Origin of the sequence: Bradyrhizobium tunisiense, assembly GCF_042263385.1 — a bacterium.
Taxonomy (GTDB): domain Bacteria; phylum Pseudomonadota; class Alphaproteobacteria; order Rhizobiales; family Xanthobacteraceae; genus Bradyrhizobium; species Bradyrhizobium tunisiense.
Genome location: NZ_JBHLEV010000002.1, coordinates 1,157,946 through 1,179,550, shown reverse-complemented (window position 1 = coordinate 1,179,550; position 21,605 = coordinate 1,157,946). Strand labels below are relative to the sequence as shown.

Annotated in this window: 20 protein-coding genes; 11 read left to right on the top strand and 9 right to left on the bottom strand. The window is 64.5% G+C overall.

The window, feature by feature from the left end; genetic code table 11:
* The first annotated feature begins 10 nt into the window (after window positions 1–10).
* From ACFDR6_RS13070 to ACFDR6_RS13045, 6 genes are all read left to right on the top strand, one after another.
* Window positions 11–1,618, top strand: a complete 1,608-nt coding sequence (locus ACFDR6_RS13070; protein ID WP_375858516.1) for an acyl-CoA synthetase — start codon at window positions 11–13, stop codon at window positions 1,616–1,618.
* 9 nt (window positions 1,619–1,627) lie between these two features.
* Entirely contained in the window at window positions 1,628–2,488 is an 861-nt protein-coding gene (locus ACFDR6_RS13065; RefSeq protein ID WP_375858515.1) for a PCC domain-containing protein, read from the top strand.
* A 105-nt stretch (window positions 2,489–2,593) separates the two neighbouring features.
* Window positions 2,594–3,361, top strand: coding sequence for an AAA family ATPase (locus ACFDR6_RS13060; RefSeq protein ID WP_375858514.1), 768 nt, complete (start codon window positions 2,594–2,596; stop codon window positions 3,359–3,361).
* A gap of 615 nt (window positions 3,362–3,976) precedes the next feature.
* Window positions 3,977–4,939 carry an IS110 family transposase gene (locus ACFDR6_RS13055; RefSeq protein WP_375858513.1) on the top strand — a complete coding sequence of 321 codons (963 nt, stop codon included), beginning with the start codon at window positions 3,977–3,979 and terminating at the stop codon, window positions 4,937–4,939.
* Between the two features lie 672 nt (window positions 4,940–5,611).
* On the top strand, window positions 5,612–6,178 hold the full coding sequence (locus ACFDR6_RS13050; protein ID WP_375858512.1) for an SRPBCC family protein: 567 nt from the start codon (window positions 5,612–5,614) through the stop codon (window positions 6,176–6,178).
* A gap of 2 nt (window positions 6,179–6,180) precedes the next feature.
* On the top strand, window positions 6,181–7,119 hold the full coding sequence (locus tag ACFDR6_RS13045) for a YVTN family beta-propeller repeat protein (RefSeq protein WP_212084776.1): 939 nt from the start codon (window positions 6,181–6,183) through the stop codon (window positions 7,117–7,119).
* Window positions 7,120–7,306: 187 nt separating this feature from the next.
* On the opposite strand, the gene ACFDR6_RS13040 is transcribed toward ACFDR6_RS13045, so the two are convergent.
* Window positions 7,307–8,335: an alpha/beta hydrolase family protein gene (locus ACFDR6_RS13040; RefSeq protein ID WP_317239405.1), complete on the bottom strand. Its 1,029-nt coding sequence runs from the start codon at window positions 8,333–8,335 to the stop codon at window positions 7,307–7,309.
* 333 nt (window positions 8,336–8,668) lie between these two features.
* On the opposite strand from ACFDR6_RS13040, the gene ACFDR6_RS13035 reads away from it, so the two are divergent.
* The gene (locus ACFDR6_RS13035) at window positions 8,669–8,893 is read left to right on the top strand and encodes a hypothetical protein (RefSeq protein WP_317239406.1); all 225 of its coding nucleotides are present in this window, start codon (window positions 8,669–8,671) and stop codon (window positions 8,891–8,893) included.
* On the opposite strand, the gene ACFDR6_RS13030 is transcribed toward ACFDR6_RS13035, so the two are convergent.
* From ACFDR6_RS13030 to ACFDR6_RS13010, 5 genes are all read right to left on the bottom strand, one after another.
* Window positions 8,890–9,549: an HAD family hydrolase gene (locus tag ACFDR6_RS13030; RefSeq protein WP_317239407.1), complete on the bottom strand. Its 660-nt coding sequence runs from the start codon at window positions 9,547–9,549 to the stop codon at window positions 8,890–8,892. The two genes, ACFDR6_RS13035 and ACFDR6_RS13030, sit on opposite strands and share 4 nt — an antisense overlap.
* An 18-nt stretch (window positions 9,550–9,567) precedes the next feature.
* On the bottom strand, window positions 9,568–10,131 hold the full coding sequence (locus ACFDR6_RS13025; RefSeq protein WP_317239408.1) for a DinB family protein: 564 nt from the start codon (window positions 10,129–10,131) through the stop codon (window positions 9,568–9,570).
* Window positions 10,132–10,179: 48 nt separating this feature from the next.
* On the bottom strand, window positions 10,180–10,566 hold the full coding sequence (locus tag ACFDR6_RS13020) for a barstar family protein (RefSeq protein ID WP_375858511.1): 387 nt from the start codon (window positions 10,564–10,566) through the stop codon (window positions 10,180–10,182).
* 7 nt (window positions 10,567–10,573) lie between these two features.
* Window positions 10,574–13,558: an excinuclease ABC subunit UvrA gene (uvrA, locus tag ACFDR6_RS13015; protein ID WP_375858510.1), complete on the bottom strand. Its 2,985-nt coding sequence runs from the start codon at window positions 13,556–13,558 to the stop codon at window positions 10,574–10,576.
* A 272-nt stretch (window positions 13,559–13,830) separates the two neighbouring features.
* On the bottom strand, window positions 13,831–14,583 hold the full coding sequence (locus ACFDR6_RS13010) for an outer membrane protein (RefSeq protein ID WP_212084795.1): 753 nt from the start codon (window positions 14,581–14,583) through the stop codon (window positions 13,831–13,833).
* Window positions 14,584–14,655: 72 nt separating this feature from the next.
* Between ACFDR6_RS13010 and ACFDR6_RS13005 the strand changes: the two genes are divergently transcribed.
* The gene (locus ACFDR6_RS13005; RefSeq protein ID WP_212084797.1) at window positions 14,656–14,802 is read left to right on the top strand and encodes a hypothetical protein; all 147 of its coding nucleotides are present in this window, start codon (window positions 14,656–14,658) and stop codon (window positions 14,800–14,802) included.
* Window positions 14,803–14,805: 3 nt separating this feature from the next.
* Here the strand turns inward: ACFDR6_RS13005 and ACFDR6_RS13000 are convergent, their stop codons facing one another.
* On the bottom strand, window positions 14,806–15,498 hold the full coding sequence (locus ACFDR6_RS13000; protein ID WP_212084799.1) for an outer membrane protein: 693 nt from the start codon (window positions 15,496–15,498) through the stop codon (window positions 14,806–14,808).
* 227 nt (window positions 15,499–15,725) lie between these two features.
* On the bottom strand, window positions 15,726–16,475 hold the full coding sequence (locus ACFDR6_RS12995) for an outer membrane protein (RefSeq protein ID WP_375858509.1): 750 nt from the start codon (window positions 16,473–16,475) through the stop codon (window positions 15,726–15,728).
* A gap of 448 nt (window positions 16,476–16,923) precedes the next feature.
* On the opposite strand from ACFDR6_RS12995, the gene ACFDR6_RS12990 reads away from it, so the two are divergent.
* Window positions 16,924–17,418: a single-stranded DNA-binding protein gene (locus ACFDR6_RS12990; protein ID WP_375858508.1), complete on the top strand. Its 495-nt coding sequence runs from the start codon at window positions 16,924–16,926 to the stop codon at window positions 17,416–17,418.
* 355 nt (window positions 17,419–17,773) lie between these two features.
* Window positions 17,774–20,506, top strand: a complete 2,733-nt coding sequence (gene gyrA, locus ACFDR6_RS12985; RefSeq protein WP_375858507.1) for a DNA gyrase subunit A — start codon at window positions 17,774–17,776, stop codon at window positions 20,504–20,506.
* Between the two features lie 76 nt (window positions 20,507–20,582).
* Here gyrA and ACFDR6_RS12980 read toward each other — a convergent pair whose 3' ends face one another.
* Window positions 20,583–20,840: a hypothetical protein gene (locus ACFDR6_RS12980; protein ID WP_317239411.1), complete on the bottom strand. Its 258-nt coding sequence runs from the start codon at window positions 20,838–20,840 to the stop codon at window positions 20,583–20,585.
* Window positions 20,841–21,097: 257 nt separating this feature from the next.
* On the opposite strand from ACFDR6_RS12980, the gene coaD reads away from it, so the two are divergent.
* Window positions 21,098–21,595, top strand: a complete 498-nt coding sequence (gene coaD / locus ACFDR6_RS12975; RefSeq protein WP_212084814.1) for a pantetheine-phosphate adenylyltransferase — start codon at window positions 21,098–21,100, stop codon at window positions 21,593–21,595.
* The last annotated feature ends 10 nt before the right edge of the window (window positions 21,596–21,605 follow it).

The window sequence follows — 21,605 nt, the reverse complement described above, 5'->3', positions numbered from 1 at the left end:
AGGAAGCCCGATGCAGCCCCTGCGCATGTCCCGCCGCGTCATGAATCTCGCCTACATGCTGACCCAGAACGCGCGGCGGCATGGGTCTCGTCCGGGCTTCGTCTGGGGGGACAGATCCTGGACCTGGCGCGAGATCGATGCGCAGGTCTCGGCGCTGGCCGCGGCGCTCGCCGCGCGCGGCATTGCGAAGGGCGACCGCATCCTGGTCCATTCCAAGAATGGCGACGAGATGTTCTTGTCGATGTTCGCGGCATTCCGGCTCGGCGCGGTCTGGGTGCCCACCAATTTCCGCCTGATGCCGGACGAGGTCACCTATCTCGCGGAGGCCTCCGGGGCCAAGGCATTCCTTTGCCATGTCGATTTTCCTGAACATGCCGCGGCGGTGAAGCGCGGCGCGCTCGAGTTCATCTGGAGCATCGACGGCAAGGCCGGATTCGGCGAGCGCTCGGTCGCTGATGCCATCGCCGCGCAGGCCGGCGCCAGTATCGCGAATGCCGATGTCGAGCACGACGATCCCTGCTGGTTCTTCTTCACCTCCGGCACCACCGGGCGTTCCAAGGCGGCGGTGCTGACCCACGGCCAGATGGGATTTGTCGTCACCAACCATCTCGCCGATCTCACTCCCGGGGTGACCGAGGCGGACGCCTCGCTGGTGGTGGCGCCGCTCTCGCATGGCGCCGGCGTGCACCAGCTGGTGCAGACCGCGCGCGGCGTCTGCACCGTATTGTTGCCGACCGAGAAGTTCGACATCGACGAGGCCTTCCGTCTGATCGAAAAGCATCGGGTCGCCAATCTCTTCACCGTGCCGACGATCCTGAAGATGATGGTCGAGCACCCCGCCGTCGACAAATACGACCACGCCTCGCTGCGTCACGTGATCTATGCGGGCGCGCCGATGTATCGGGAGGATCAGAAGACCGCGCTGAAGAAGCTCGGCAAGGTCATCGTGCAATATTTCGGCCTTGGCGAGGTCACCGGCAACATCACCGTGCTGCCGGCGGCGCTGCACGATCCCGAGGACGGTCCGCACGCCAAGATCGGCACCTGCGGTTTCGAGCGCACCGGCATGCAGGTTTCGATCCAGGACGACGAGGGCCGCGAACTCGCGGCCAACCAGAGCGGCGAGATCTGCGTGATCGGGCCGGCGGTGCTCGCCGGCTATTACGACAACCCTGAAGCCAATGCGAAGGCATTCCGCAACGGCTGGTTCCGGACCGGCGATCTCGGCCATATGGACGAGGAGGGCTTCGTCTACATCACCGGCCGCGCGTCCGACATGTACATCTCCGGCGGCTCCAACATCTATCCGCGCGAGATCGAGGAGAAGATCTTGACGCATCCCGCGGTCGGGGAGGTCGCCGTGCTCGGCGTGCCAGATGCGACCTGGGGCGAGGTCGGCGTCGCCGTTTGCGTTGCGCGGGACGGCCAGAAGCCGGTGAGCGAGGCCGAGATGGCGGCATTCCTGTCGCCAAAGGTGCCGCGCTACAAGATGCCGAAGCGGTTCTTCTTCTGGGAGGCGCTGCCGAAATCCGGCTATGGCAAGATTCCAAAACGCATGGTGCGCGACGAGCTCGAGGCGCGCGGGCTGCTCGATCTCGACAAGACGAAAGCTGGCTGAGCGCAGGCGATGCGGAATATCAAGCAGCCGGGCACGCCTGTCGCCGAACGCATCCAATGGGTGGAGGCGAGGGGACGTGCCTTCTCGTTCATGCTTCAAGCGGGCCTGCCGCTGCTGGAAGCCGCACGGCATGGCTTTGCGGCCGAAGGTTTCACGAACGGCGTGCTCAGCTTCCGGCAGGGCGCGCTCGGGCCGTTCGCCTATGTCATGCCGGCGCTGTCGAAGACCGGTGAGAACGCTGCGTTTTACAGCGACACGTTCCGGCCCGGCGGCGTGACGCGTACGAGGCTCGGCAGCATGACGCTCGGCACGCGGGACGGCGCGCCGTTCTTTCACTGCCATGGGCTCTGGACGGAAGCCGACGGCAGGGACAGTGGTGGCCACATGCTGCCCGACCAGACTGTCGTCGCCGAACCGTTCGAGGTAGAGGCCTTCGGTATCGACGGTGCGACGTTCACCGCCGAGCCCGATCCCGAGACCAATTTCAAGCTGTTCGGGCCGGTGCCCGCGGAGCGTACGGGCGCGCGCACGACGAGCCGCGCGTTCGCGCTCCGGCTGCGCCCGAACCAGGATTTTGCCGGCGCGCTCGAAGCGTTCTGCCGCGCGCGTGGCATCGCGCGTGCGAAGATCCATGGCGGCGTCGGTTCGACCATCGGCGCGCGCTTCATCCATGGCGGCGTGACCGAGCCGTTTGCGACCGAGCTTGCGGTGACGGCCGGGCTGATCGCGCCCGGGCCCTCCGGCGCGCCCGAGGCTGCGCTCGACGTCGCGTTGGTCGACTACACCGGCGGCCTGGCGGAAGGGCGCCTGGTCAACGGCGACAATCCCGTGCTGATGACGATGGAGCTGGTGCTGGAGGCGCTGGATTAGCCGTGCAGTCGCGGCTTTCGCCGGGAATTCATGCCGATTGCCTAACGTCATTGTTCCCGTTATGTTCTTTCTTGGGTCTTTGGCGGAACGGACGGAGAGGCGGTTATGAGCCGGAGGGGTCATCGCACCATCAACTTGCCTGCGCCGTATCTGAAGCGGGTCTGGCTCGACCCGTTGCAGGTTGGGGATCGCGAGGCCTATCCGTTTTGCCTGCCGATCTTCCCGGATGATTTCGAGCTCAACTTCGACGCGGCCATCACCATCATCGTCGGAGAGAACGGCACCGGGAAGTCGACGATCCTCGAAGGCATCGCATCGCTTGCCGGCTACGACGATGCCGGAGGCGGCAAGGGCTACATGCCGGTCGACCACTCCGAAGCCCGCGAGAAGATGGGTGGTCAACTCTCCAGGGCGCTGCGCGCAAGCTGGCTGCCGAAGATCACCAATGGCTGGTTTTTTCGTGCCGAGAGCTTTTTCTCGGTGGCGCGATATCTCGACAAGGCCGCGCGTGACGCCGGCCAGGCCGGTCCCGATTTCCTCTCGCATTCCCACGGCGAAGGCTTCCTGCGCTTCTTCGAGGAGCGCTGTCAGCGCCAGGGTATCTTCATTTTCGACGAGCCGGAATCGGCATTATCGCCGGCACGTCAGCTCGAATTCCTGAAGCTGCTCCGGCGCATGGAGGAGTCCCGGATCTGCCAGGTGATCATGGCGACCCATTCGCCGATGCTGATGGCCTATCCGAACGCCCGGCTGCTGCGGCTCGGGAAATACGGCCTGGAGCCTGTGACCGTGGAAGAGACCGACCATTACCGCTTGATGCGGGAATTCTGCAACGACCCGCGCGGGTTCGTGGAGGCGACGCTGGGAGAGTAGGGGAGTGTGTCGGAGGGCGTTTCGCCGGAGTCGCTGTCGCGTCCCGGACAAGCTGCAATGCGCGAGCGTTGCGGCGCAGAGCCGGGACCCAGAGGCCGCGCATATCGCTGCTGCATGGGCCCCGGCTCTGCAGCGCATCGCCAAAGGGGGCGCTGCGCAGCGTCCGGGGCATGAGCATCGAATCCATATCGTCATCCAATCCAGTTCACGCGCACACCTTCCCGTTCTCGCGGCGTATTACGCCCGAGCCTTGCGGCATTTGCCGCCCTCAAAAGTGCCGAGGGCGCAGGGAAGGCCGGGTGCCGGCTGGCACCCACGGTCCACTGTGCGAAAGCGTGTGCTTGAGAAAGCTGCACAGCGGCATACAGGTGTAGCCGAAACATCCGGCCTTCCCTGCGCAGTGGTTGGAACGGCTTATGTCGTGCTCTTGTGTCCGCAAAATCTGCCAGGATGTGCGAACGGGCGGTTCTGACCAACCGCCCGTCGCTGGATCCGAGCCCGTTCGTGCTCAAAGGCCTAGAGCCTGTCGGGGAGCGTGGGACGGATTCGGCGTGTCTTCCTCAACCCGAACAGTTGCATTGGCTTCGAGCCCGAACCGAGCAAGGAAGGGAGTGGATGATGGCACAGAACGGTCGCGTTGTCGTCGGGATAGATGTGGCCAAGGACAAGGTGGATGCATGCATTCGCTCGCTGTCGCAACGGCAAGCGTTCCCGAGCGGTGCGAAGGGACGGCGCAAGCTGGTCGCCTGGCTGCGCAAGCACAAGGTCGACAGGGCGGTGATGGAGGCGTCCGGCGGCTACGAGCGGGACTGGGCCAAGGCGCTGCGCGAAGCCTGCTTCGCGGTGCGGATCATCGATCCACGGCGAGTGCGTAACTTCGCCCGATCGGCGGGGCGGCTCGCCAAGAACGATACGATCGACGCGGACACGATCGCCTGGTTCGCTGAGACGTTTGAAGATGCGCCGAGCCAAACCCACGATGCGGCGCGCGAGGAGCTGGCGGCACTGGTCAAAGCACGCAAAGCCGTGATCGATCTGAAGACCCGCTTGCAGAGCCAGAACGAGCACGCCGTGCCGGGAGCGGTGCAGAAAGCCCACGCCCGCGTCTTGAAGGGCCTGGATGCTGAGATTGCCAAGCTCGAAGATGCAATCGTTGTCACGGTCAAGGCCACACCGGCATTTGCCGCGCGCGCCGAGATCATCGAGAGCGTGCCGGGCCTCGCCGAAACGGCCTCTGCGGTCCTCATTGCGGGGCTCCCGGAACTCGGGACGGTTCGCGATGAGATCGCCGCCGCGTTGTTGGACGCTGCGCCTTATGATGACGATAGTGGCAAGCGACGTGGCGAGCGCCACATCAAGGGCGGCCGCCGCTGGGTACGCAACGCCCTCTACATGCCCTGTCTCGGCGCAGCCACCCAGAACAACCCGGTGCTCAAGGCGTTCTATCAACGGTTGATTGCCAAGGGCAAGGAGCCGAAAGTTGCGCTCATTGCCTGCATGCGCAAGCTGATCGTCATCCTCAATACGATGATCGCCCGCGGCGAGAAATGGAATCCGAGCCGCTACGCGTTGCGGTGAGCTGATCGAGCGCGCCCTACCGCGCTCGGTCCTCGACCGAGCGCATGCCAAGCCGACAGACCGGCGAGCGGACGGGGTCAAGGCCGTCAGCCGCCAAAGGCGGTGGCGCGTCCAGCGCCAGCCTTGAGGCCGGCCGATCGGCGGTCTACTTCAGCACAGTTGCTCCCCGGGGAGCGTTGCACTATTGCCCCCGTCGCCTTGCGGCTGATCGATGTGCGCGCCGGTCGGCCGCCGCATCGCCGCAAACCTTGACGCCAGAACCCCGGGCGCCAGGACCACACGATTTTGCCGTACGCGGGCTGCACCTGTCGTATGCGCGCGTTGCCTGCTCACGGTGTGACCCGCCCTGCAAACCGACTGCGCGCGACGCGGCCCGCGTCCACCACCTCCCAACCCGCGTTCGTGACGATCGCGATCCGCCCCTCGGCCCGGGTTGAGGTAGTCGAAATATGCGATATTTCCGAATTCTAGTAAAGCGAATTATTTGCGACGAAGGCATTGACCTTTCGTTGGGTGTTTTGCCCGTCGGGCAGCGCAACAGGTTGTGGGCTCGGCCGAACGCCGCCGCAACGGTGCCATGAACCGGTCTCCCCTCGGCCCCAAAATGCGCTAGGATGACCGCAGCGCGCATTCCAAGTCGCGCGTGATCAACTGGACGTATGAGGAAACGAGATGAGGGTGACGATGGGACGGCGCGCAGCCGTGGCTGCGGCGCTGGCTGTAATTGGGACGGCAGGCTTGACGGTGACGTTTGGCCCGGCCTGGGGGCACGGGCCGACCCGGCAGAAGGTGCGGGAATCCATCGAGATCAGCGCGCCACCGGCCAAGGTGTGGGCCGCGATCTCCAATTTCCAGGACATGAGCTGGCTTCCGATCGTCACCAAGACCGAAGGCCAGAAGGGCAACGAGGTCGGCGCGACGCGGACGCTGACCCTGACAGGTGGCCCGACGGTCGAGGAGGAGCTCTACAAATACGAGCCCGACATGCAGAGCTATTCGTACCGGATCACCAAGGTCGACGTGAAGGTGCTGCCGGTTACCAATTATTCCTCGACCTTGACGGTGTCGCCGGCGCCCGACGGCAAGTCCAAGCTGGAATGGGCCGGCGCGTTCTACCGCGGCTTTCCCAACAACGATCCGCCGCCGGAACTGAGCGACGAGGCCGCGGTGAAGGCGGTGAGCGGTCTGTACAAGTCCGGCCTCGAGGCGCTCAAGAAGAAGATCGAGAGCGGTAGCTGATCGTGCGAATTCTGGTTCTGGCGGCGCTCGCCGCCAGCATCGCGCAGGCGTCCGCGGAAGAGGCGTTCGTCACCAACCAGCTCAGCGACGATCTGATGGTCGTGGACCTCGCTGGCGCGCGCGGTGTTGCGACCATCCCGATCGGCGGCAAGCCGGCGGGCGTGGCCGTCAGCGCCGACGGGCTCTTTGCCTATGTGACGAGCCCCGATGCCAAGGCGGTGACGGTGGTGGACGCAGCTAGGCGGCAGGTTGCCGGCCGCATCGAGGTCGGCGGCGGGCCGCTCGGCATTGCGGTCGCACCCGATGGCAAGACGGTCTATGTCGCCGACTGGTACGCCGCCGCGGTACGGGTGATCGATACGACCTCACGCAGCGTCGCCGCCAGCATCGCGGTCGGTGCCTCGCCCTCGGGGCTGGCAGTGACGCCGGATGGCAAGCTGCTGCTCTCGGCCGACCGCGACGATGACAGCGTCTCGGTGGTGGACACCGCGACGCGGCAGCGCAAGGCGACCATCAAGGTCGGCACGCGTCCGTTCGGCGTCACCATCGATGCCGAGGGCAGGCGCGCCTACACCGCCAATGTCGGCTCCGACGACGTTTCGGTCATCGACATCGCACAAGGCCGCGAGATCGGCCGGGTGCCGGCGGGGATGCGGCCCTACGCAGTGGCGCTCGCGCAAGGGCGGGGTTTCGTCACTGACCAGTATGGCGGCACCGTCAGCGTGTTCGACCTGGCGAGCCTGAAGCCGATCAAGCGCATCAATGTCGGCGACTATCCCGAAGGCATCGCCGCAACCGCCGACGGCAAGCGCATCATCGTCGCCTGCTGGGAGAGCAACACGCTCAGCATCATCGACGCGATTGAGCTGAAGGTGATCGGCGAGATCAAGACCGGCGACGGCCCGCGCGCGTTCGGCGCGTTCTTGCGGAAGACGGAGTAGTTCGTCAAAAAAACGGCAGGTGGGTCGGTTCGACCCCAAGCCTTTGCTCCCAAGCCTTTGCGCCCAAGCCTTTGCGTCCAAGCCTTTGCGTCCAAGCCCGCGGGTTCAGTGGGAGCTACGATCCGGAAGAGCGCTCCACGCAGCGTGGGGCATGTCGCTCTGCTCGAGGCAGCGACGACGACCTATCTCATTGCGACGGAACGAGGCCGGCCGCTGCCCGCACCATGCGCGGAGACGGGGGAGCCGAAAGCTGCGGCGGCGCCGCACCGGGAGCCAATGCCAGGATCGGCTGCCAATCCGCATTCCATCGCGTCAGCGTCTCCCGATTCCCGTCATAGGCCAGGTCGAGGAACGCCAAAGTGAGCTCAGCCGTCGCGGCCTTCACCTTCGGGTTCAGGGCCGGGCCTCCCGTGAACGAGCGATCTGTGAAGATGCTGTGCGAGCCGCCCTCGAACACGGCAAGCAGCTTGCGGGGCGTGGCTATGGCGTTGAAGACGGCCAGTCGGTCGGTGGTGGGCGAGTGATATCCGGGGATTTGAATGACGTCGTTCGTCGCCGTCACGTGCAGGTTCGGAACGGTGATCTTGCCCAGGACCGAGGCAAGATCGGTTTCGCCATAAAATGGCGGAGCAGAGATGACGATCGCGGCCGTAAAGCGCGGGTCGCGGGCCTCGACCCACCTTCCGTCGCGCATCACGCGGGCGCCAACGGCAACAAGGGCCGTGTTGGCGCCATAGGAATGCCCGGCCGCCACGATGCGCCGACGGTCGATCCGGGCGCCATAGGGGCCAGACAGCATGCGATCCAGGGCAAAGTGCAGGTCGCGCGCTCGCGCCAGCGCCTCGCTCTCGTGAGCCGCGCGCTGCAAGCGGTCGACGACGGCGAGGGGATTGCCTGCCCAGAGCGAGGAATCGCTGCCGGTATGCTGAACATGCAAGCTCGCAACGCCGCGGGACGACCAATATCGCCCCAGATAGCTGTAGCCTCTGCGTGAACCGCCGAGCCCATGGGAGAAGACGATGAGCGGCACGCGCGATCCGGGCGCAACATCCGTCGGCCAGTGCAAGCGGGCCGGCACGGGCCGCGCACGCGCGGGATCGACCCAGTCGAAGTCGATGTGAGCGGGCGGGGCGGATTGCGCTTGCGCCGGGTGTGCGGTGACTGCTGCCGTGACTGCGACCGCGAGCAGCATCGCACCGAGGCGGCGTCGCGTCATTTTCCCGGGGGCGGACGCGTCGCTGCCCAACCTGCTTGCACCCTGCATTTGATCGCACCAGATGTCATTGATAATTGCACTCAGTGTAATTTTGTAAGTTGGTCGATTCCATGGCAGGTCGCGATCACGACTTCGTTCGGAAGAATGGGAGGGCAGCGGCAAACGGACGCGGCGAATTGCTGCATCGTCGAGGCCCCAGCCCGATCGACAAGCTGCTCCCGGTCGCAATGATGTCGGTTGGAGCACGGCGTCGAACCGGATCTCCGGCTGAGCCGACAGATGGTCTCCATTGGCGCCGGGATCGTGCGCAGCGCAGGAAGCGGAGACATTTCGATGGATAAATGGGTCGAGTTCGCCGTGGCGTGGCTGCCGTTCCTGCTTCTGATCGGGTTCTGGTTCTGGTTCTCGCGACGGAACGGAATGCAGGCGCGCGGATCGTCCGGCGTGACTATGATCGAGCTCTACGAGCAGCAGGTCGCCGAGACCCGGCGCATGAACGGTTTTCTGGAGCGGATCGCGATCTCGATGGAGAAGCACGAAGCATCGCGGGGCAGCTAGGCCGGCGTCCGATCTCTCGGCTCGAGGGCACCGCTCAGCAGGATCGGCGCGATGTCGTCGATACGCTCGAAGACGTGGTCTGGCCCCAGCGCCCGCAGCGCCGCCGGCGCCGCATAACCCCAGCACACCGCACCGCAGCCGATCCCGACAGCCCGCGCCGCCTCGATGTCGCGCACCTCGTCGCCAACCGCGATCACGCGGGCCGGATCAGCTCCAGCACGGCGGATGACGCGGCGGAATTTCGCGGGCTTGCCGAACAGCGATGCGGCACAGTCGAAATGTGAAAACAGCGCCGCCGCTTCGCCGAGCTTCTCGCGCGCATTGGCTTCACTGTCGGAGGTCACCAGCGCAAGCTGCACGCCGCTATCGGCCAGCGTCCGCAGCATCGCCTCGACGCCCGCAAACAGCGGGATCTCGGAAGCAGCTTCCGCCTTTAGCCGCCGCGCATGCCGCGCGATCGCCGGCAGCTTCCACAGGGGCACTTCGAGGCGGGCGAGGATCTCGCGCGTCGAGGCATGCCTGAGCTCTTCGATGTCCTCGTCCGTCACGCGGCGAAAGCCGAAGCGATCGGCCACATCGTTGATGGTGCGCAGGAACCAAGGGAAGCTGTCGGCGAGGGTGCCGTCGAGGTCGAAGATGGCGAGGGTGTAGGGCATGGAGAGGAGATTAAACCGCTAGGCTTTCCACACCGTCGCCTCGGTCCATCCGAGATCGGAGAACTCTGCGGCCCTGAGCGGCGCCTCTCCTTCGGCGAAGAATTCGTCGAGTTGGGGCGGCGCGACGCTGGTTTCGGACAGCATGGCATGCGCCTGCCCGCGATGATGGATCTGATGCTGAAACAGGTGCATCAACAGCCGGTCGCAACGTTCGATCTGGACGCTCGTGTCTCTATTGATCCGGACATGGCCATCGAGAAGCTCGGGCGTGAGCGCGTCGCAGATGGCGAGCAGGCGTCTGTCCATCGCGGCCTGGGCAGCCTTCAGCTCAGAAACCGAGGGGTGGGGCACCTCGTTCACCCAGGCCTGTGGCCCGAGCCAGCCGCCCTCGAGCGCATCAATGTAGAAGAGATCAATGACGTAGATGTGGTTCAGCGTGCGCTGGAGGCTCGGGAAGAAGCCGGTGCGGTGGGCTTCGAACTCGGGCTGAGACAGCGCGGCGCAGGCGGTGAGCAGCCGATGGTTCGCCCAGGCATTGTTGTGGGCAAAGGCGCCGTAGGTCTGAATGAGGCCGGCCGACATCTAGGTTTTCCTCCGAGATCAGCGCCAATCCGCCTGCACGTCTTTAACCTACGAGCTTTCGCTGGATCGAAGTAGCCACAAGACCTGGTCACGATATTGGGCGGGAAACACGATCGAAAGTGGATGTTGTTCCGATTTCGACATCTTGCGGGTGGCGCTGTTCAGTATGGTAACGTAGACAATTGCGTTCCGCACATCGTCAACGAGCGGCAGGTCGTCGTGCTTTACGAGTACCAGCCCGGTTGGCAGCCAGGATAGATCACAGATGCATTCCTCGAGCGCATCCCAATTTCCTCCAAAATAATTCGGAAATCTGAGCTGTGTCGCGATTGTGACTAGAAGCGCCGTCTTGTGCGTGATGTTCCGAGGGACGTTGGCACGTATGGTAGCGTCTGGAGATGCGCCATCATCTCCAAATTCAAAACCGTACGGCATCGCGTCGTCACTCCGCTGCCTCGCTCGTGCTCCTTCGCTTCGGCTTCCGCGCCTTCTTCAGCACCGGCTCCAGGAATTTGCCCGTGTAGCTCCGCGGCGCCTTGGCGATGTCCTCGGGCGGGCCCCAGGCAACGATCTCGCCGCCGCCGTCGCCGCCTTCGGGGCCGAGGTCGATGACCCAGTCGGCGGTCTTGATGACTTCGAGATTGTGCTCGATGACGACGACCGTGTTGCCCTGCGCGACCAGCTCGTGCAGCACCTCGAGCAGCTTCTTGACGTCGTGGAAGTGCAGGCCGGTGGTCGGCTCGTCCAGGATGTAGAGGGTGCGGCCGGTGGCGCGCTTCGATAATTCCTTCGCGAGCTTGACGCGCTGGGCTTCGCCGCCCGAGAGCGTGGTGGCCTGCTGGCCGACGTGGATGTAGTCGAGGCCGACGCGGTGGAGCGTCTGGAACGTCTCGCGGACGCGCGGCACGGCCTTGAAGAACTCGGCGGCCTCCTCGACGGTCATGTCGAGCACGTCGGCGATGCTCTTGCCCTTGAACAGCACCTCCAGCGTCTCGCGGTTGTAGCGCTTGCCCTTGCAGACGTCGCAGGTCACGTAGACGTCGGGAAGGAAATGCATCTCGATCTTGATGACGCCGTCGCCCTGGCAGGCCTCGCAGCGGCCGCCCTTAACGTTGAAGGAGAAGCGGCCGGGCTCGTAGCCGCGCGCTTTCGCCTCGGGCAGGCCGGCGAACCATTCGCGGATCGGCGTGAAGGCGCCGGTGTAGGTCGCCGGGTTCGAGCGCGGGGTGCGGCCGATCGGCGACTGGTCAATGTCGATGATCTTGTCGATGTGCTCGAGGCCCTCGATGCGGTCGTGCGGGGCAGCGCCTTCGCTGGCATTGTTCAGCTTGCGGGCGATGGCGCGGTAGAGCGTGTCGAGGAGGAGCGTCGACTTGCCGCCGCCGGAGACGCCGGTGACCGCCGTGAACAGGCCCAGCGGAATTTCGGCCGTGACGTTCTTGAGGTTATTGCCGCGCGCGTTCACCACCTTGATGGTGCGGCGATGGTTCGGCGGGCGCCGCTCCGGCACCTCGACCTCGAGCTCGCCGGTCAGGTACTTGCCGGTCAGCGATTTCGGGTTGCGCATGATCTCGGCGGGCGTGCCTTCGGCGATGATATTGCCGCCATGCATGCCGGCGCCGGGGCCGATGTCGAGCACGTGGTCGGCCAGGAGGATGGCGTCCTCGTCATGCTCGACCACGATCACGGTGTTGCCGAGGTCGCGCAGCCGCTTGAGGGTATCGAGCAGGCGGGCATTGTCGCGCTGGTGCAGACCGATCGAGGGCTCGTCCAGCACGTAGAGCACGCCTGTGAGTCCGGAGCCGATCTGCGAGGCCAGGCGAATGCGCTGGCTCTCGCCGCCGGACAAGGTACCGGAGGAGCGGGACAGCGTCAGGTAATTGAGGCCGACGTCGAGCAGGAAGGTGAGGCGCTCACGGATCTCTTTCAGGATACGTCCGGCAATCTCGTTCTGCTGCGCGTTGAGCGCAGCGGGCACGGTCTCGAACCATTCGCCGGCCTTCCTGACCGAGAGCTCCGAGATCTCGCCGATATGCTTGCCGCCGATCTTGACGCAGAGCGCCTCGGGCTTGAGCCGGAAGCCCTTGCAGCCTTCGCAGGGCACGTCGTGGAAATACTTTGCCAGCTCCTCGCGCGCCCACTCGCTTTCGGTTTCGCGGTAGCGGCGGTTGATGTTGGTGATGACGCCCTCGAACGGCTTCTTGGTGTCGTAGGAACGCACCCCGTCCTCGTAGGAGAACTTGATCTCGTCCTCGCCGGAGCCATGGAGGATGGCGTTCTGCGTCTTCTTAGGCAGGTCCTTCCACTTGGTGATCAGCGTGAATTTGTAGTGCTTGCCGAGCGCCGTCAGCGTCTGCACGTAATAGGGCGAGGACGATTTGGCCCACGGCGCGATCGCGCCCTTGCCGATGGCGAGCTCCTTGTCGGGGATGACGAGGTCCTCGTCGACATGCTGCTCGACGCCGAGGCCGCCGCAGGCGGGGCAGGCGCCGTAGGGGTTGTTGAACGAGAACAGGCGCGGCTCGACCTCGGGGATGGTGAAGCCGGAGACCGGGCAGGCGAACTTTTCCGAGAACAGCATGCGCTCGGGTCCGCTCTTGTCGTGGATTTTTGCGGTTTTCTTCTTTTCCTTTTCCTCCGCAGGCGCAGCGCCCGCCGGCGCGTCGGCGAATTCGACGACGGCGAGGCCCTCGGCGAGCTTCAGCGCGGTCTCGAAGCTCTCGGCAAGGCGCTGGCCGATGTCGGCGCGCACCACGATGCGGTCGACCACGACGTCGATGTCGTGCGGGAACTTCTTGTCCAGCGCCGGGGCTTCCGCGAGCTCATGAAAGGTGCCGTCGATCTTGACGCGCTGAAAGCCCTTCTTGAGCCATTCGGCGAGCTCCTTGCGGTACTCACCCTTGCGGCCGCGCACGACGGGCGCGAGCAGATAAAGGCGGGTGCCCTCGGGCAGCGCCAGCACGCGGTCGACCATCTGCGAGACGGTCTGGCTCTCGATCGGCAGGCCCGTGGCCGGCGAATAGGGCACGCCGACGCGCGCCCAGAGCAGACGCATGTAGTCGTAGATCTCGGTGACGGTGCCGACGGTGGAGCGCGGGTTCTTCGAGGTCGTCTTCTGCTCGATCGAGATCGCCGGCGACAGGCCGTCGATCTGGTCGACGTCGGGCTTCTGCATCATCTCCAGGAACTGGCGCGCATAGGCCGACAGCGATTCGACGTAGCGGCGCTGGCCTTCGGCGTAGATCGTGTCGAAGGCGAGCGAGGATTTTCCGGAGCCCGACAGGCCCGTGAACACCACCAGCTTGTCGCGGGGAATCTCGACGTCGATGTTCTTGAGGTTGTGCTCGCGCGCGCCGCGGATCGTAATTGCGCGCAGGTGTGCCCCCGCGTTCTGCTGTTGGCGCTTCGCCTTGATCACTTCATCCATCCGAGTTGCCCTCAAGGAATCCCATGGGTGCGCGACCGCGCCAGCAAAAGAGGCGCGCTTCGCCCGGAACCGGGATCGGCGCCGATGGGGTTGTCAGCGAACGTAGGAAGAACGCGCTCGGATTTCCAGAGGGAGTTGCGAATCGTCAACGGATTGTTGGGGCGCTGGCGGCATCTGGCAGCAGCGGGGCTGGGGAACGTACACCCGCCGAAACAAAAAGGCCGGCGCGAGGCCGGCCTTTCGTGACGAGGTGACGTCGGTCGATCGGGATTTCAGTACCGGGCGACGACGGGACCGCCGAAGGTGTAGTTGAGGCGGACGGTGCCCATGTCGACGTCCTGCTTGATACGGTCGGTACGGTCGTTGACGCCGAGGACCGTGAACCCGACATTGCGGCCGCCCATGAACAGATGGTTGTATTCGACGGCAACAGACCAGTTCGGGGCGAAACCGAATTCGATGCCGGTGCCGACTGCGCCACCCCAGCGCGTCTCGCTCGCGCTGTCGAAGACGACGCCGCCCAGAAGACCATCGTATTTGGCATGGGTAACCGCGGCGCCGCCCTTCACGTACCAGAGCACGTTGTTCCAGGCATAGCCGACCTGGCCGGTGAAAAGGCCGATCGCATCGATTCGGGTCTGATTGACGATCGGCGCGAAGGCGAGGGGAGCGCTCGCGTTCGATCCCTTGAGATTGGCCCAGTCGCCTTGAGCTTCGAGGCCGAAGACCCAGTTGGTCGACTGCCAGCGATAGCCGACCTGACCACCGACGACGCCGCCGGTGGCGTTGTGACAGCCTTCGGAGACAACCGGAATTGCCGCGCCGAGGACAGCGTTGAGATCCCAGCAGTTGCGGCTCGAGGCGCCACCGCCGTTGACGCCGATGTAGAAACCGCTCCAGTTGTACATCGCGACCGGCGCGACCGGAGCCTTGGTGTAGGGGCGGGCCGCCAGATCGGCCGCTGAGGCCGGCGCCAACGCGCTGAGTGCAAACAAACCGGCCGAAGCCAGCAAAAGCTTCTTCATATCGATTCCCCAGTTTCGTTTCGTTCTTGCCTTCCGAAAAGCGGAAGACAGCGGCCCCCTATGATCCGACCGATGCCATTGCTTTACACCATTGAAGCCGAAGGTTGTGTCACCGGCGCGCCACATCTCGCCAAAAACGCCAGCACGAAGCGGGTTGCCGCGCACAAACAAAAAGGCCGGCACAAGGCCGGCCTTTCGCAACGCGAAGCGTTGGAGTGAAGCTTAGTACTTCGCAACCACCGGGGCGCCGAAGTGATAGTTCACGCCGACCTGCACGGTGTGGAAGTCGAGCGTGCCGGTGGGCAGGGTGCCCGAGAAGTAGGTCTCGCCGCCGAGGCTGCGGTAGAGGTACTCGCCCTTGACGGTCCAGTTCGGAGCGAAGTACGCCTCGACGCCCGCACCGACGGTCCAGCCGGAGTGGAACTTGCTGTCGGAGATGGTCACGCCGAGAGCGCTGGCGCTCAGCTTGTTGTCGATCCAGGCGTAACCACCCGTGCCGTAGAACAGGACGTTGTTGACGGCCCAGCCGATGCGGCCGCGAACGGTGCCCATCGCATCCGTCTTCGAGCTCAGAGTCGCCGTGGCAACACCGAAGCCGGGGACGAGGATCGGACCGGTGGCGGACGCGCTGACGTCAGCCCAGGCAGCATCAGCCTCGAGGCCGAACACGACGTTGCCGGTCTGCCAGTTGTAGCCGGCGGTGCCGCCGACGAAGCCACCCTTCATCTTCGGGTCGCCGGAGCTGTCTTCCCAGGCGCCGCCACCGACGATACCGAGGTAGAAGCCGGTCCAGTTGTAGACCGAAGCCAGCGGAGCGACCGGAGCCTTGGTGTAGGGGCGGGCTGCGAGATCAGCAGCCGAAGCGGGGGCCGCCAGAGCGAACAAACAGGCCGAAGCCAACAAAACCTTTTTCATTTTCAACTTAATCCCAGTCCCAGTTTCTATTGTTGCCTTCCGCGATCGAAAGGGCAGCGGACGTCGTGTCCAACTAACGCCGTACTTACACCAGCAAAGCCGCAAGTTGTGTCTCCAAAAAGCCACACGGCGCCCAAAACGTAAGCGTAGTTGACTCATTTGCTTTGCCACCAAACGAAAAAGGCCGGCGCGAGGCCGGCCTTCGATTCAATGATTTCAGAGAGATATCAGTACCTGGTGGTGCCCATCCCGCCCCAATTGAAGTGATAGTTCACACCTGCCTTGACGGTGTGAACGGTATCGTTCCACTCGGAACGGTTGGCAGGCACGGCGGTGTACTGGATCGTGCTGCGGCCGAAGTCGATGTAGTTGTATTCGACCTTGGCCGACCAGTTCGGAGCGAACATGTATTCCGCGCCGGCGCCGACGGTCCAACCCCAGCGGGTGTTGTTCTGGATGAAGACGTTTCCGGGAACGCCATCATAGCGGTGCTGAATGTCGCCGACTGCAGCGCCGCCGCTGATGAACAAGAGAGCGGGGCCGGTCGAGTAGCCGAGACGGCCCTTGATGTCGCCGAAGCCGCGGATTCTCGTGAAATAGGTGTCGCCCAGGCCGGCATTGATCTCCGCAGAACGACCGTTGATGTCGGCCCAATGGTAGTCGCCTTCGATACCGAATACGACATTGTTGACTTGCCAGTTGTAGCCGAACACGCCACCGACGAACCCGCCGCTGGTATCGTAATCCTGCGATCCAGCGAAGCCCGGAGCGTTCGGAGCGCCGAAGAAGGTCTCGTCGCTGCGACCCCAGCCGCCGCCGCCCTGCACACCGATGTAGAAGCCGGTCCAGGTATAGATCGGAGCGGGGGGGGCGACCGGCGCCTTTGTATAGGGACGGGCCCCGAGATCCGCAGCACCGGCCGGAGCCGAGAGGGCCAGCGCAACTGCGCCGGCGAAGCCAACGAGAATCTTCTTCATTGTAATCTCCCCAGTCGATCCGCCTCTCAGAGTTCCCCGAGGCGGACTATCAGGCGCGAGGCCCATTTGCATCAATTCGAGGCACAACGATAGCCCGATTAGGCGGCAGAGTCCGTGCCCGGCGCGCAACAGTTTGGAAGCAATAGGTCCGCGCTTAACTTAATGAATGTTAAGTGGTTTCGCCCATTCACGGGAACCCGATTTGGTTCCATTTCGTCCGCCATCGCAGCGCCATCTAAGCGCCATCCCGTCTCCACATTTTGGGGAGATTTATACGAGAACAAATCTGGAACGAATTGCCCGTCGGTGCTATATGTGGGGATAACCTTGGGGTGACGGGCCGAGCGGCGCCTGCAAGCGTATAGGTTCGCCCCAACAGGGCGCAGAGGAACGCGGATGGCGCGCTCGGCCTTTTTCAAATTAGTGGCATTCGGAGTGGAGAGCGGCGATGGCGGGAAGCGTCAACAAGGTCATTCTGGTTGGAAATCTCGGCAAGGATCCTGAAATCCGCCGCACGCAGGACGGGCGGCCGATCGCGAATCTGAGCATCGCCACTTCGGAAACCTGGCGCGACAAGAACTCCGGCGAGCGCAAGGAGAAGACCGAGTGGCACCGCGTCGTGATCTTCAATGAAGGCCTCTGCAAGGTCGCCGAACAGTACCTGAAGAAGGGTGCCAAGGTTTACATCGAGGGCGCGCTCCAGACCCGCAAATGGACCGATCAGAGCGGTGTCGAGAAGTACTCGACGGAGGTGGTGCTGCAGGGCTTCAATTCGACGCTCACGATGCTCGACGGCCGCGGCGGCGGTGGAGGCGGCAGCTTCGGCGACGAGCCGGGCGGCGATTTCGGCTCCTCCGGCCCCGGCAGCAGCGCGCCGCGCCGTCCCGTTGCCGCCAGCGGCGGTGGCCGCAACAGCGACATGGACGACGATATCCCGTTCTGAGGACGATCCGGACAATGAGTGGCGCAGGGCCGATAGAGCGGCGCCTTCCACCTCGTGTCAGCAAACCCTGCTAATCGACAGGAAGGGCTCGGGATTTCCGGGCCCGCTTCATATTTGAGTCGAACTCGGACGGCGCCAGCGCAAAACAGGCTCGTCGACGTGCGGGCCGCGCGATCGCCGAGCTGCAGAGGCGATTTCGGAAGGCCTGTTCCAGGCCCCTCGGCGAAGCTGCCCGTAGGGACGTAAGTGATTGGAAAAATGAGCGGAAAAAGCGCTTCCCTGGAGCCCGCAAGGGTGGTTATCAGGGGCTCGATGCGCTATATGATTCCCAGATAAAATCTCACCGGATTTCCCCTTGGCTGACGACGACGACAAGCCCGGCGACCAGCCGGCGCAACCCTCGGATATTCGCCCCGTCTCCATCTTCGAGGAGATGAAGAAGTCCTATCTCGACTACGCCATGAGCGTGATCGTGGCGCGGGCGCTGCCCGATGCGCGCGACGGTCTGAAGCCGGTGCACCGCCGCATCCTGTTCTCGATGAACGAGCAGGGGCACACGCCCGACAAGAAGTACGTCAAGTCCGCCCGCGTGGTCGGTGACGTCATCGGTAAGTATCATCCGCACGGCGACCAGTCGATCTACGACGCCATGGTCCGGATGGCGCAGGACTTCTCCATGCGCGTGCCGCTGATCGACGGCCAGGGCAATTTCGGCTCGGTCGACGGCGATCCCCCGGCTGCCTATCGTTACACCGAAGCCCGCCTGACCAAGGCGGCGCTGGCTCTGCTGGCCGACATCGACAAGGACACCGTCGACTTCCAGCCCAACTACGACAACAACGAGACCGAACCGTCGGTCTTGCCGGCCAAGTTCCCGAACCTTCTCGTCAACGGTGCGGGCGGTATCGCGGTCGGCATGGCGACCAACATCCCGCCGCACAATCTCGGCGAGGTCATCGACGCCTGTGTCGCGTTGATCGACAATCCCGCGCTCACCATCGACGAGCTCATCAACATCGTGCCGGGACCGGATTTCCCGACCGGCGGCGTCATCCTCGGACGGCAGGGCATCCGCTCAGCCTATCACCTCGGCCGCGGCTCGATCATGATGCGCGGCAAGGTCGCGATCGAGACCTTCCGCAAGGAGCGCGAGGCGATCATCATCACCGAGATTCCCTACCAGGTGAACAAGGCGACGATGGTCGAGCGCATCGCCGAGCTGGTCAAGGAAAAGAAGATCGAGGGCATCGGCGACCTGCGCGATGAATCGGACCGCGAAGGCTACCGCGTCGTCATCGAGTTGAAGCGCGATGCCGTGCCGGACGTGGTGCTGAACCAGCTGTACAGATTCACGCCGCTGCAAACCAGCTTCGGCGTCAACATGGTGGCGCTCGACAGCGGCCGTCCGCGGATCATGCATCTGAAGGACCTGCTGACGATCTTCGTCGACTTCCGCGAGCGGGTCGTCACGCGGCGCACCAAATATCTCCTGGCCAAGGCGCGCGATCGCGCGCATATCCTCGTTGGCCTCGCGATCGCGGTCGCCAATATCGACGAAATGATCCGCGTGATCCGGACGTCGCCCGACCCGACCACCGCCCGCGACACCTTGATGTCGCGCGACTGGCCCGCACGGGACGTCGAGGACATGCTGACGCTGATCGACGATCCGCGCCATCGCATCAGCGCCGACGGCACGATCCGGCTGTCGATGGAGCAGGCGAGGGCTATCCTCGACCTGCGCCTGCAACGCCTCACCGCGCTCGGCCGCGACGAGATCCGCGACGAGCTCGACAAGCTCGCCGGCGAGATCGCCGATTATCTCGACATCCTGCGCTCGCGCGACCGCGTGCTGGGCATCATCAAGACCGAGCTCGCCGAGGTGAAGGCCGAGTTCGCCACGCCGCGGCGCACCGTCATCATCGAGCAGGAAGGCGAGGTCGAGGACGAGGACCTGATCCAGCGCGAGGACATGGTCGTCACCGTGTCCCATGCCGGCTACGTCAAGCGCGTGCCGCTGTCGGCCTACCGGGCGCAGCGCCGCGGCGGCAAGGGCCGTGCCGGCATGCAGACCCGCGACGAGGATTTCGTCTCGCGCCTGTTCGTGGCTTCCACGCACACGCCGGTGTTGTTCTTCTCCTCGCGTGGCCAAGTCTACAAGGAAAAGGTCTGGCGCCTGCCGATGGCGGCGCCGAACGCGCGCGGCAAGGCGCTGATCAACATCCTGCCGCTGGAGCAGGGTGAGCGCATCACCACCATCATGCCGCTGCCCGAGGATGAATCGACCTGGGGCAACCTCGACGTGATGTTTGCCACCACGGGCGGTAACGTCCGGCGAAACAAGCTGTCAGACTTCGTCGACGTCCGCCGCTCCGGCATCATCGCGATGAAGCTCGACGAGAACGAGGCGATCGTCGACGTGCAGATCTGCACCGAGCGCGACGACGTGCTGCTGACCGCCGCCGGCGGCCAGTGCATCCGTTTCCCCGTCACCGACGTGCGCGTGTTCACCGGGCGCACCTCGATGGGCGTGCGCGGTATCGCCCTCGGCGACGGCGACAAGGTGATTTCGATGGCGATCCTGCGCCATGTCGAGACCGTCTCGGACGAGCGTTCGGCGTATCTGAAGATGCGTCGCGCGGTAGCCGGCGAAGCCGGAACCGAAGACACGGCAATGGACGGCGAGGCCGAGGAAACCTCCGGCAGCTTCCAGCTCGCGCAGGAGCGTTACGCCGAGATGTCGGCGCAGGAGCAGGTCGTGCTCACCGTCTCCGTCAACGGCTATGGCAAGCGGACCTCGTCCTACGAGTACCGCACCACCGGCCGCGGCGGCAAAGGCATCGTCGCCATGAGCGTCAACAACCGCAACGGCAATCTGGTGGCGTCATTCCCGGTCGAGGAGGCTGATCAGATCATGCTGGTCACCGACAAGGGCCAGCTGATCCGCTGCCCGGTCGAAGGCATCCGTATCGCCGGCCGCTCGACCCAGGGCGTGATCGTGTTCGACACCGCCGAGGACGAGCACGTGGTGTCGGTCGAGCACATCACGGAAGAGGCGGAGAGCGGCAACGGGGCGAATGGGGAATAGCGAGAGAGTAGCGAACAGCAGTTTCTGCTCGACATTCGCTATTCGCCTCTCACATTCGCCGGCCTGACAGACCAGACTACGGGGTGCGGTTTGCGGTCACGAGGCGCGCCTCGCGGACATTCGCCTTGGTGCCGGCCTTGCGCAGGCACGAGGCCTCGAAATTCGGCCAGGCCTGCTGCGAGCAATCTTTGCCGATGGCGCGGATGTCGAGCCGGTCGCTCTTGGCCAGCGGCTGCGGCACGCTGGCTTCGACGGAGGGAGCGAAGCCGGGCAGGAGGGTGAGGGCGGCCGCAACAGATGCAGAGAGTGCGATCGCTGAAAGAGTCTTGATCATTGACAGTCCCCTGTGATGCGGCCGCCTACGCCCAGTGTGCGGCCCGTCATTCGTTGGCCGGATTAGTAACCATGGCCAGTTTCCGGACGTCTTCGCCGGCGCGGGAAATGGTTTCGTTCGCGCTCCGTTTTGTTTCGTGGCTGCCCCGCGGACGAAACAAACCGGCCCTTGCCGACAGGGCTGGCGGAGATTCGCCTGTGTCGGCCAGGGAACCGGTCCGGCTTGCCGGGCCGGGCCGGGCGCGGTAGGAGGGAGCCATGCCGCGTATCGCCTTCTATCCCGGTTCCTTCGACCCCATCACCAACGGCCACCTGGACGTGGTCCGGCACAGCGTTTCGCTGTGCGACCGGCTCGTGGTCGCGATCGGGGTCCACCCCGGCAAGAAGCCGCTGTTCGCCACCGAGGAGCGGCTGCAGATGCTCCATGACGTCTGCGGGCCGTTGGCGGCCCAGGCCGGCTGCGTGCTCGAAGCGGTCACATTCGACGATCTCGCGGTGACCGCGGCGCGCAAGCACGGTGCCACCATCATGATCCGGGGTCTGCGTGACGGCACCGATCTCGACTACGAAATGCAGCTCGCCGGCATGAACGGGACCATGGCGCCCGAGGTGCACACGGTCTTCCTGCCGGCCTCTCCCATGGTTCGCCCGATCACCGCCACTTTGGTGCGCCAGATCGCCGGCATGGGCGGGGACGTCTCGGCCTTCGTCCCGCCGCAGGTTGCGGCACAGCTCAAGGCAAAATTCGCCGCTTAACGGCGCTTTC

Coding starts and splice junctions, on each gene's coding strand:
- ACFDR6_RS13070 (WP_375858516.1), top strand. CDS start 11: ATGCAGCCCCTGCGCATGTCCCGCCGCGTCATGAATCTCGCCTACATG.
- ACFDR6_RS13065 (WP_375858515.1), top strand. CDS start 1,628: ATGCGGAATATCAAGCAGCCGGGCACGCCTGTCGCCGAACGCATCCAA.
- ACFDR6_RS13060 (WP_375858514.1), top strand. CDS start 2,594: ATGAGCCGGAGGGGTCATCGCACCATCAACTTGCCTGCGCCGTATCTG.
- ACFDR6_RS13055 (WP_375858513.1), top strand. CDS start 3,977: ATGATGGCACAGAACGGTCGCGTTGTCGTCGGGATAGATGTGGCCAAG.
- ACFDR6_RS13050 (WP_375858512.1), top strand. CDS start 5,612: ATGAGGGTGACGATGGGACGGCGCGCAGCCGTGGCTGCGGCGCTGGCT.
- ACFDR6_RS13040 (WP_317239405.1), bottom strand. CDS start 8,335: ATGACGCGACGCCGCCTCGGTGCGATGCTGCTCGCGGTCGCAGTCACG.
- ACFDR6_RS13035 (WP_317239406.1), top strand. CDS start 8,669: ATGGATAAATGGGTCGAGTTCGCCGTGGCGTGGCTGCCGTTCCTGCTT.
- ACFDR6_RS13030 (WP_317239407.1), bottom strand. CDS start 9,549: ATGCCCTACACCCTCGCCATCTTCGACCTCGACGGCACCCTCGCCGAC.
- ACFDR6_RS13025 (WP_317239408.1), bottom strand. CDS start 10,131: ATGTCGGCCGGCCTCATTCAGACCTACGGCGCCTTTGCCCACAACAAT.
- ACFDR6_RS13020 (WP_375858511.1), bottom strand. CDS start 10,566: ATGCCGTACGGTTTTGAATTTGGAGATGATGGCGCATCTCCAGACGCT.
- uvrA (WP_375858510.1), bottom strand. CDS start 13,558: ATGGATGAAGTGATCAAGGCGAAGCGCCAACAGCAGAACGCGGGGGCA.
- ACFDR6_RS13010 (WP_212084795.1), bottom strand. CDS start 14,583: ATGAAGAAGCTTTTGCTGGCTTCGGCCGGTTTGTTTGCACTCAGCGCG.
- ACFDR6_RS13005 (WP_212084797.1), top strand. CDS start 14,656: ATGCCATTGCTTTACACCATTGAAGCCGAAGGTTGTGTCACCGGCGCG.
- ACFDR6_RS13000 (WP_212084799.1), bottom strand. CDS start 15,498: ATGAAAAAGGTTTTGTTGGCTTCGGCCTGTTTGTTCGCTCTGGCGGCC.
- ACFDR6_RS12995 (WP_375858509.1), bottom strand. CDS start 16,475: ATGAAGAAGATTCTCGTTGGCTTCGCCGGCGCAGTTGCGCTGGCCCTC.
- ACFDR6_RS12990 (WP_375858508.1), top strand. CDS start 16,924: ATGGCGGGAAGCGTCAACAAGGTCATTCTGGTTGGAAATCTCGGCAAG.
- ACFDR6_RS12980 (WP_317239411.1), bottom strand. CDS start 20,840: ATGATCAAGACTCTTTCAGCGATCGCACTCTCTGCATCTGTTGCGGCC.
- coaD (WP_212084814.1), top strand. CDS start 21,098: ATGCCGCGTATCGCCTTCTATCCCGGTTCCTTCGACCCCATCACCAAC.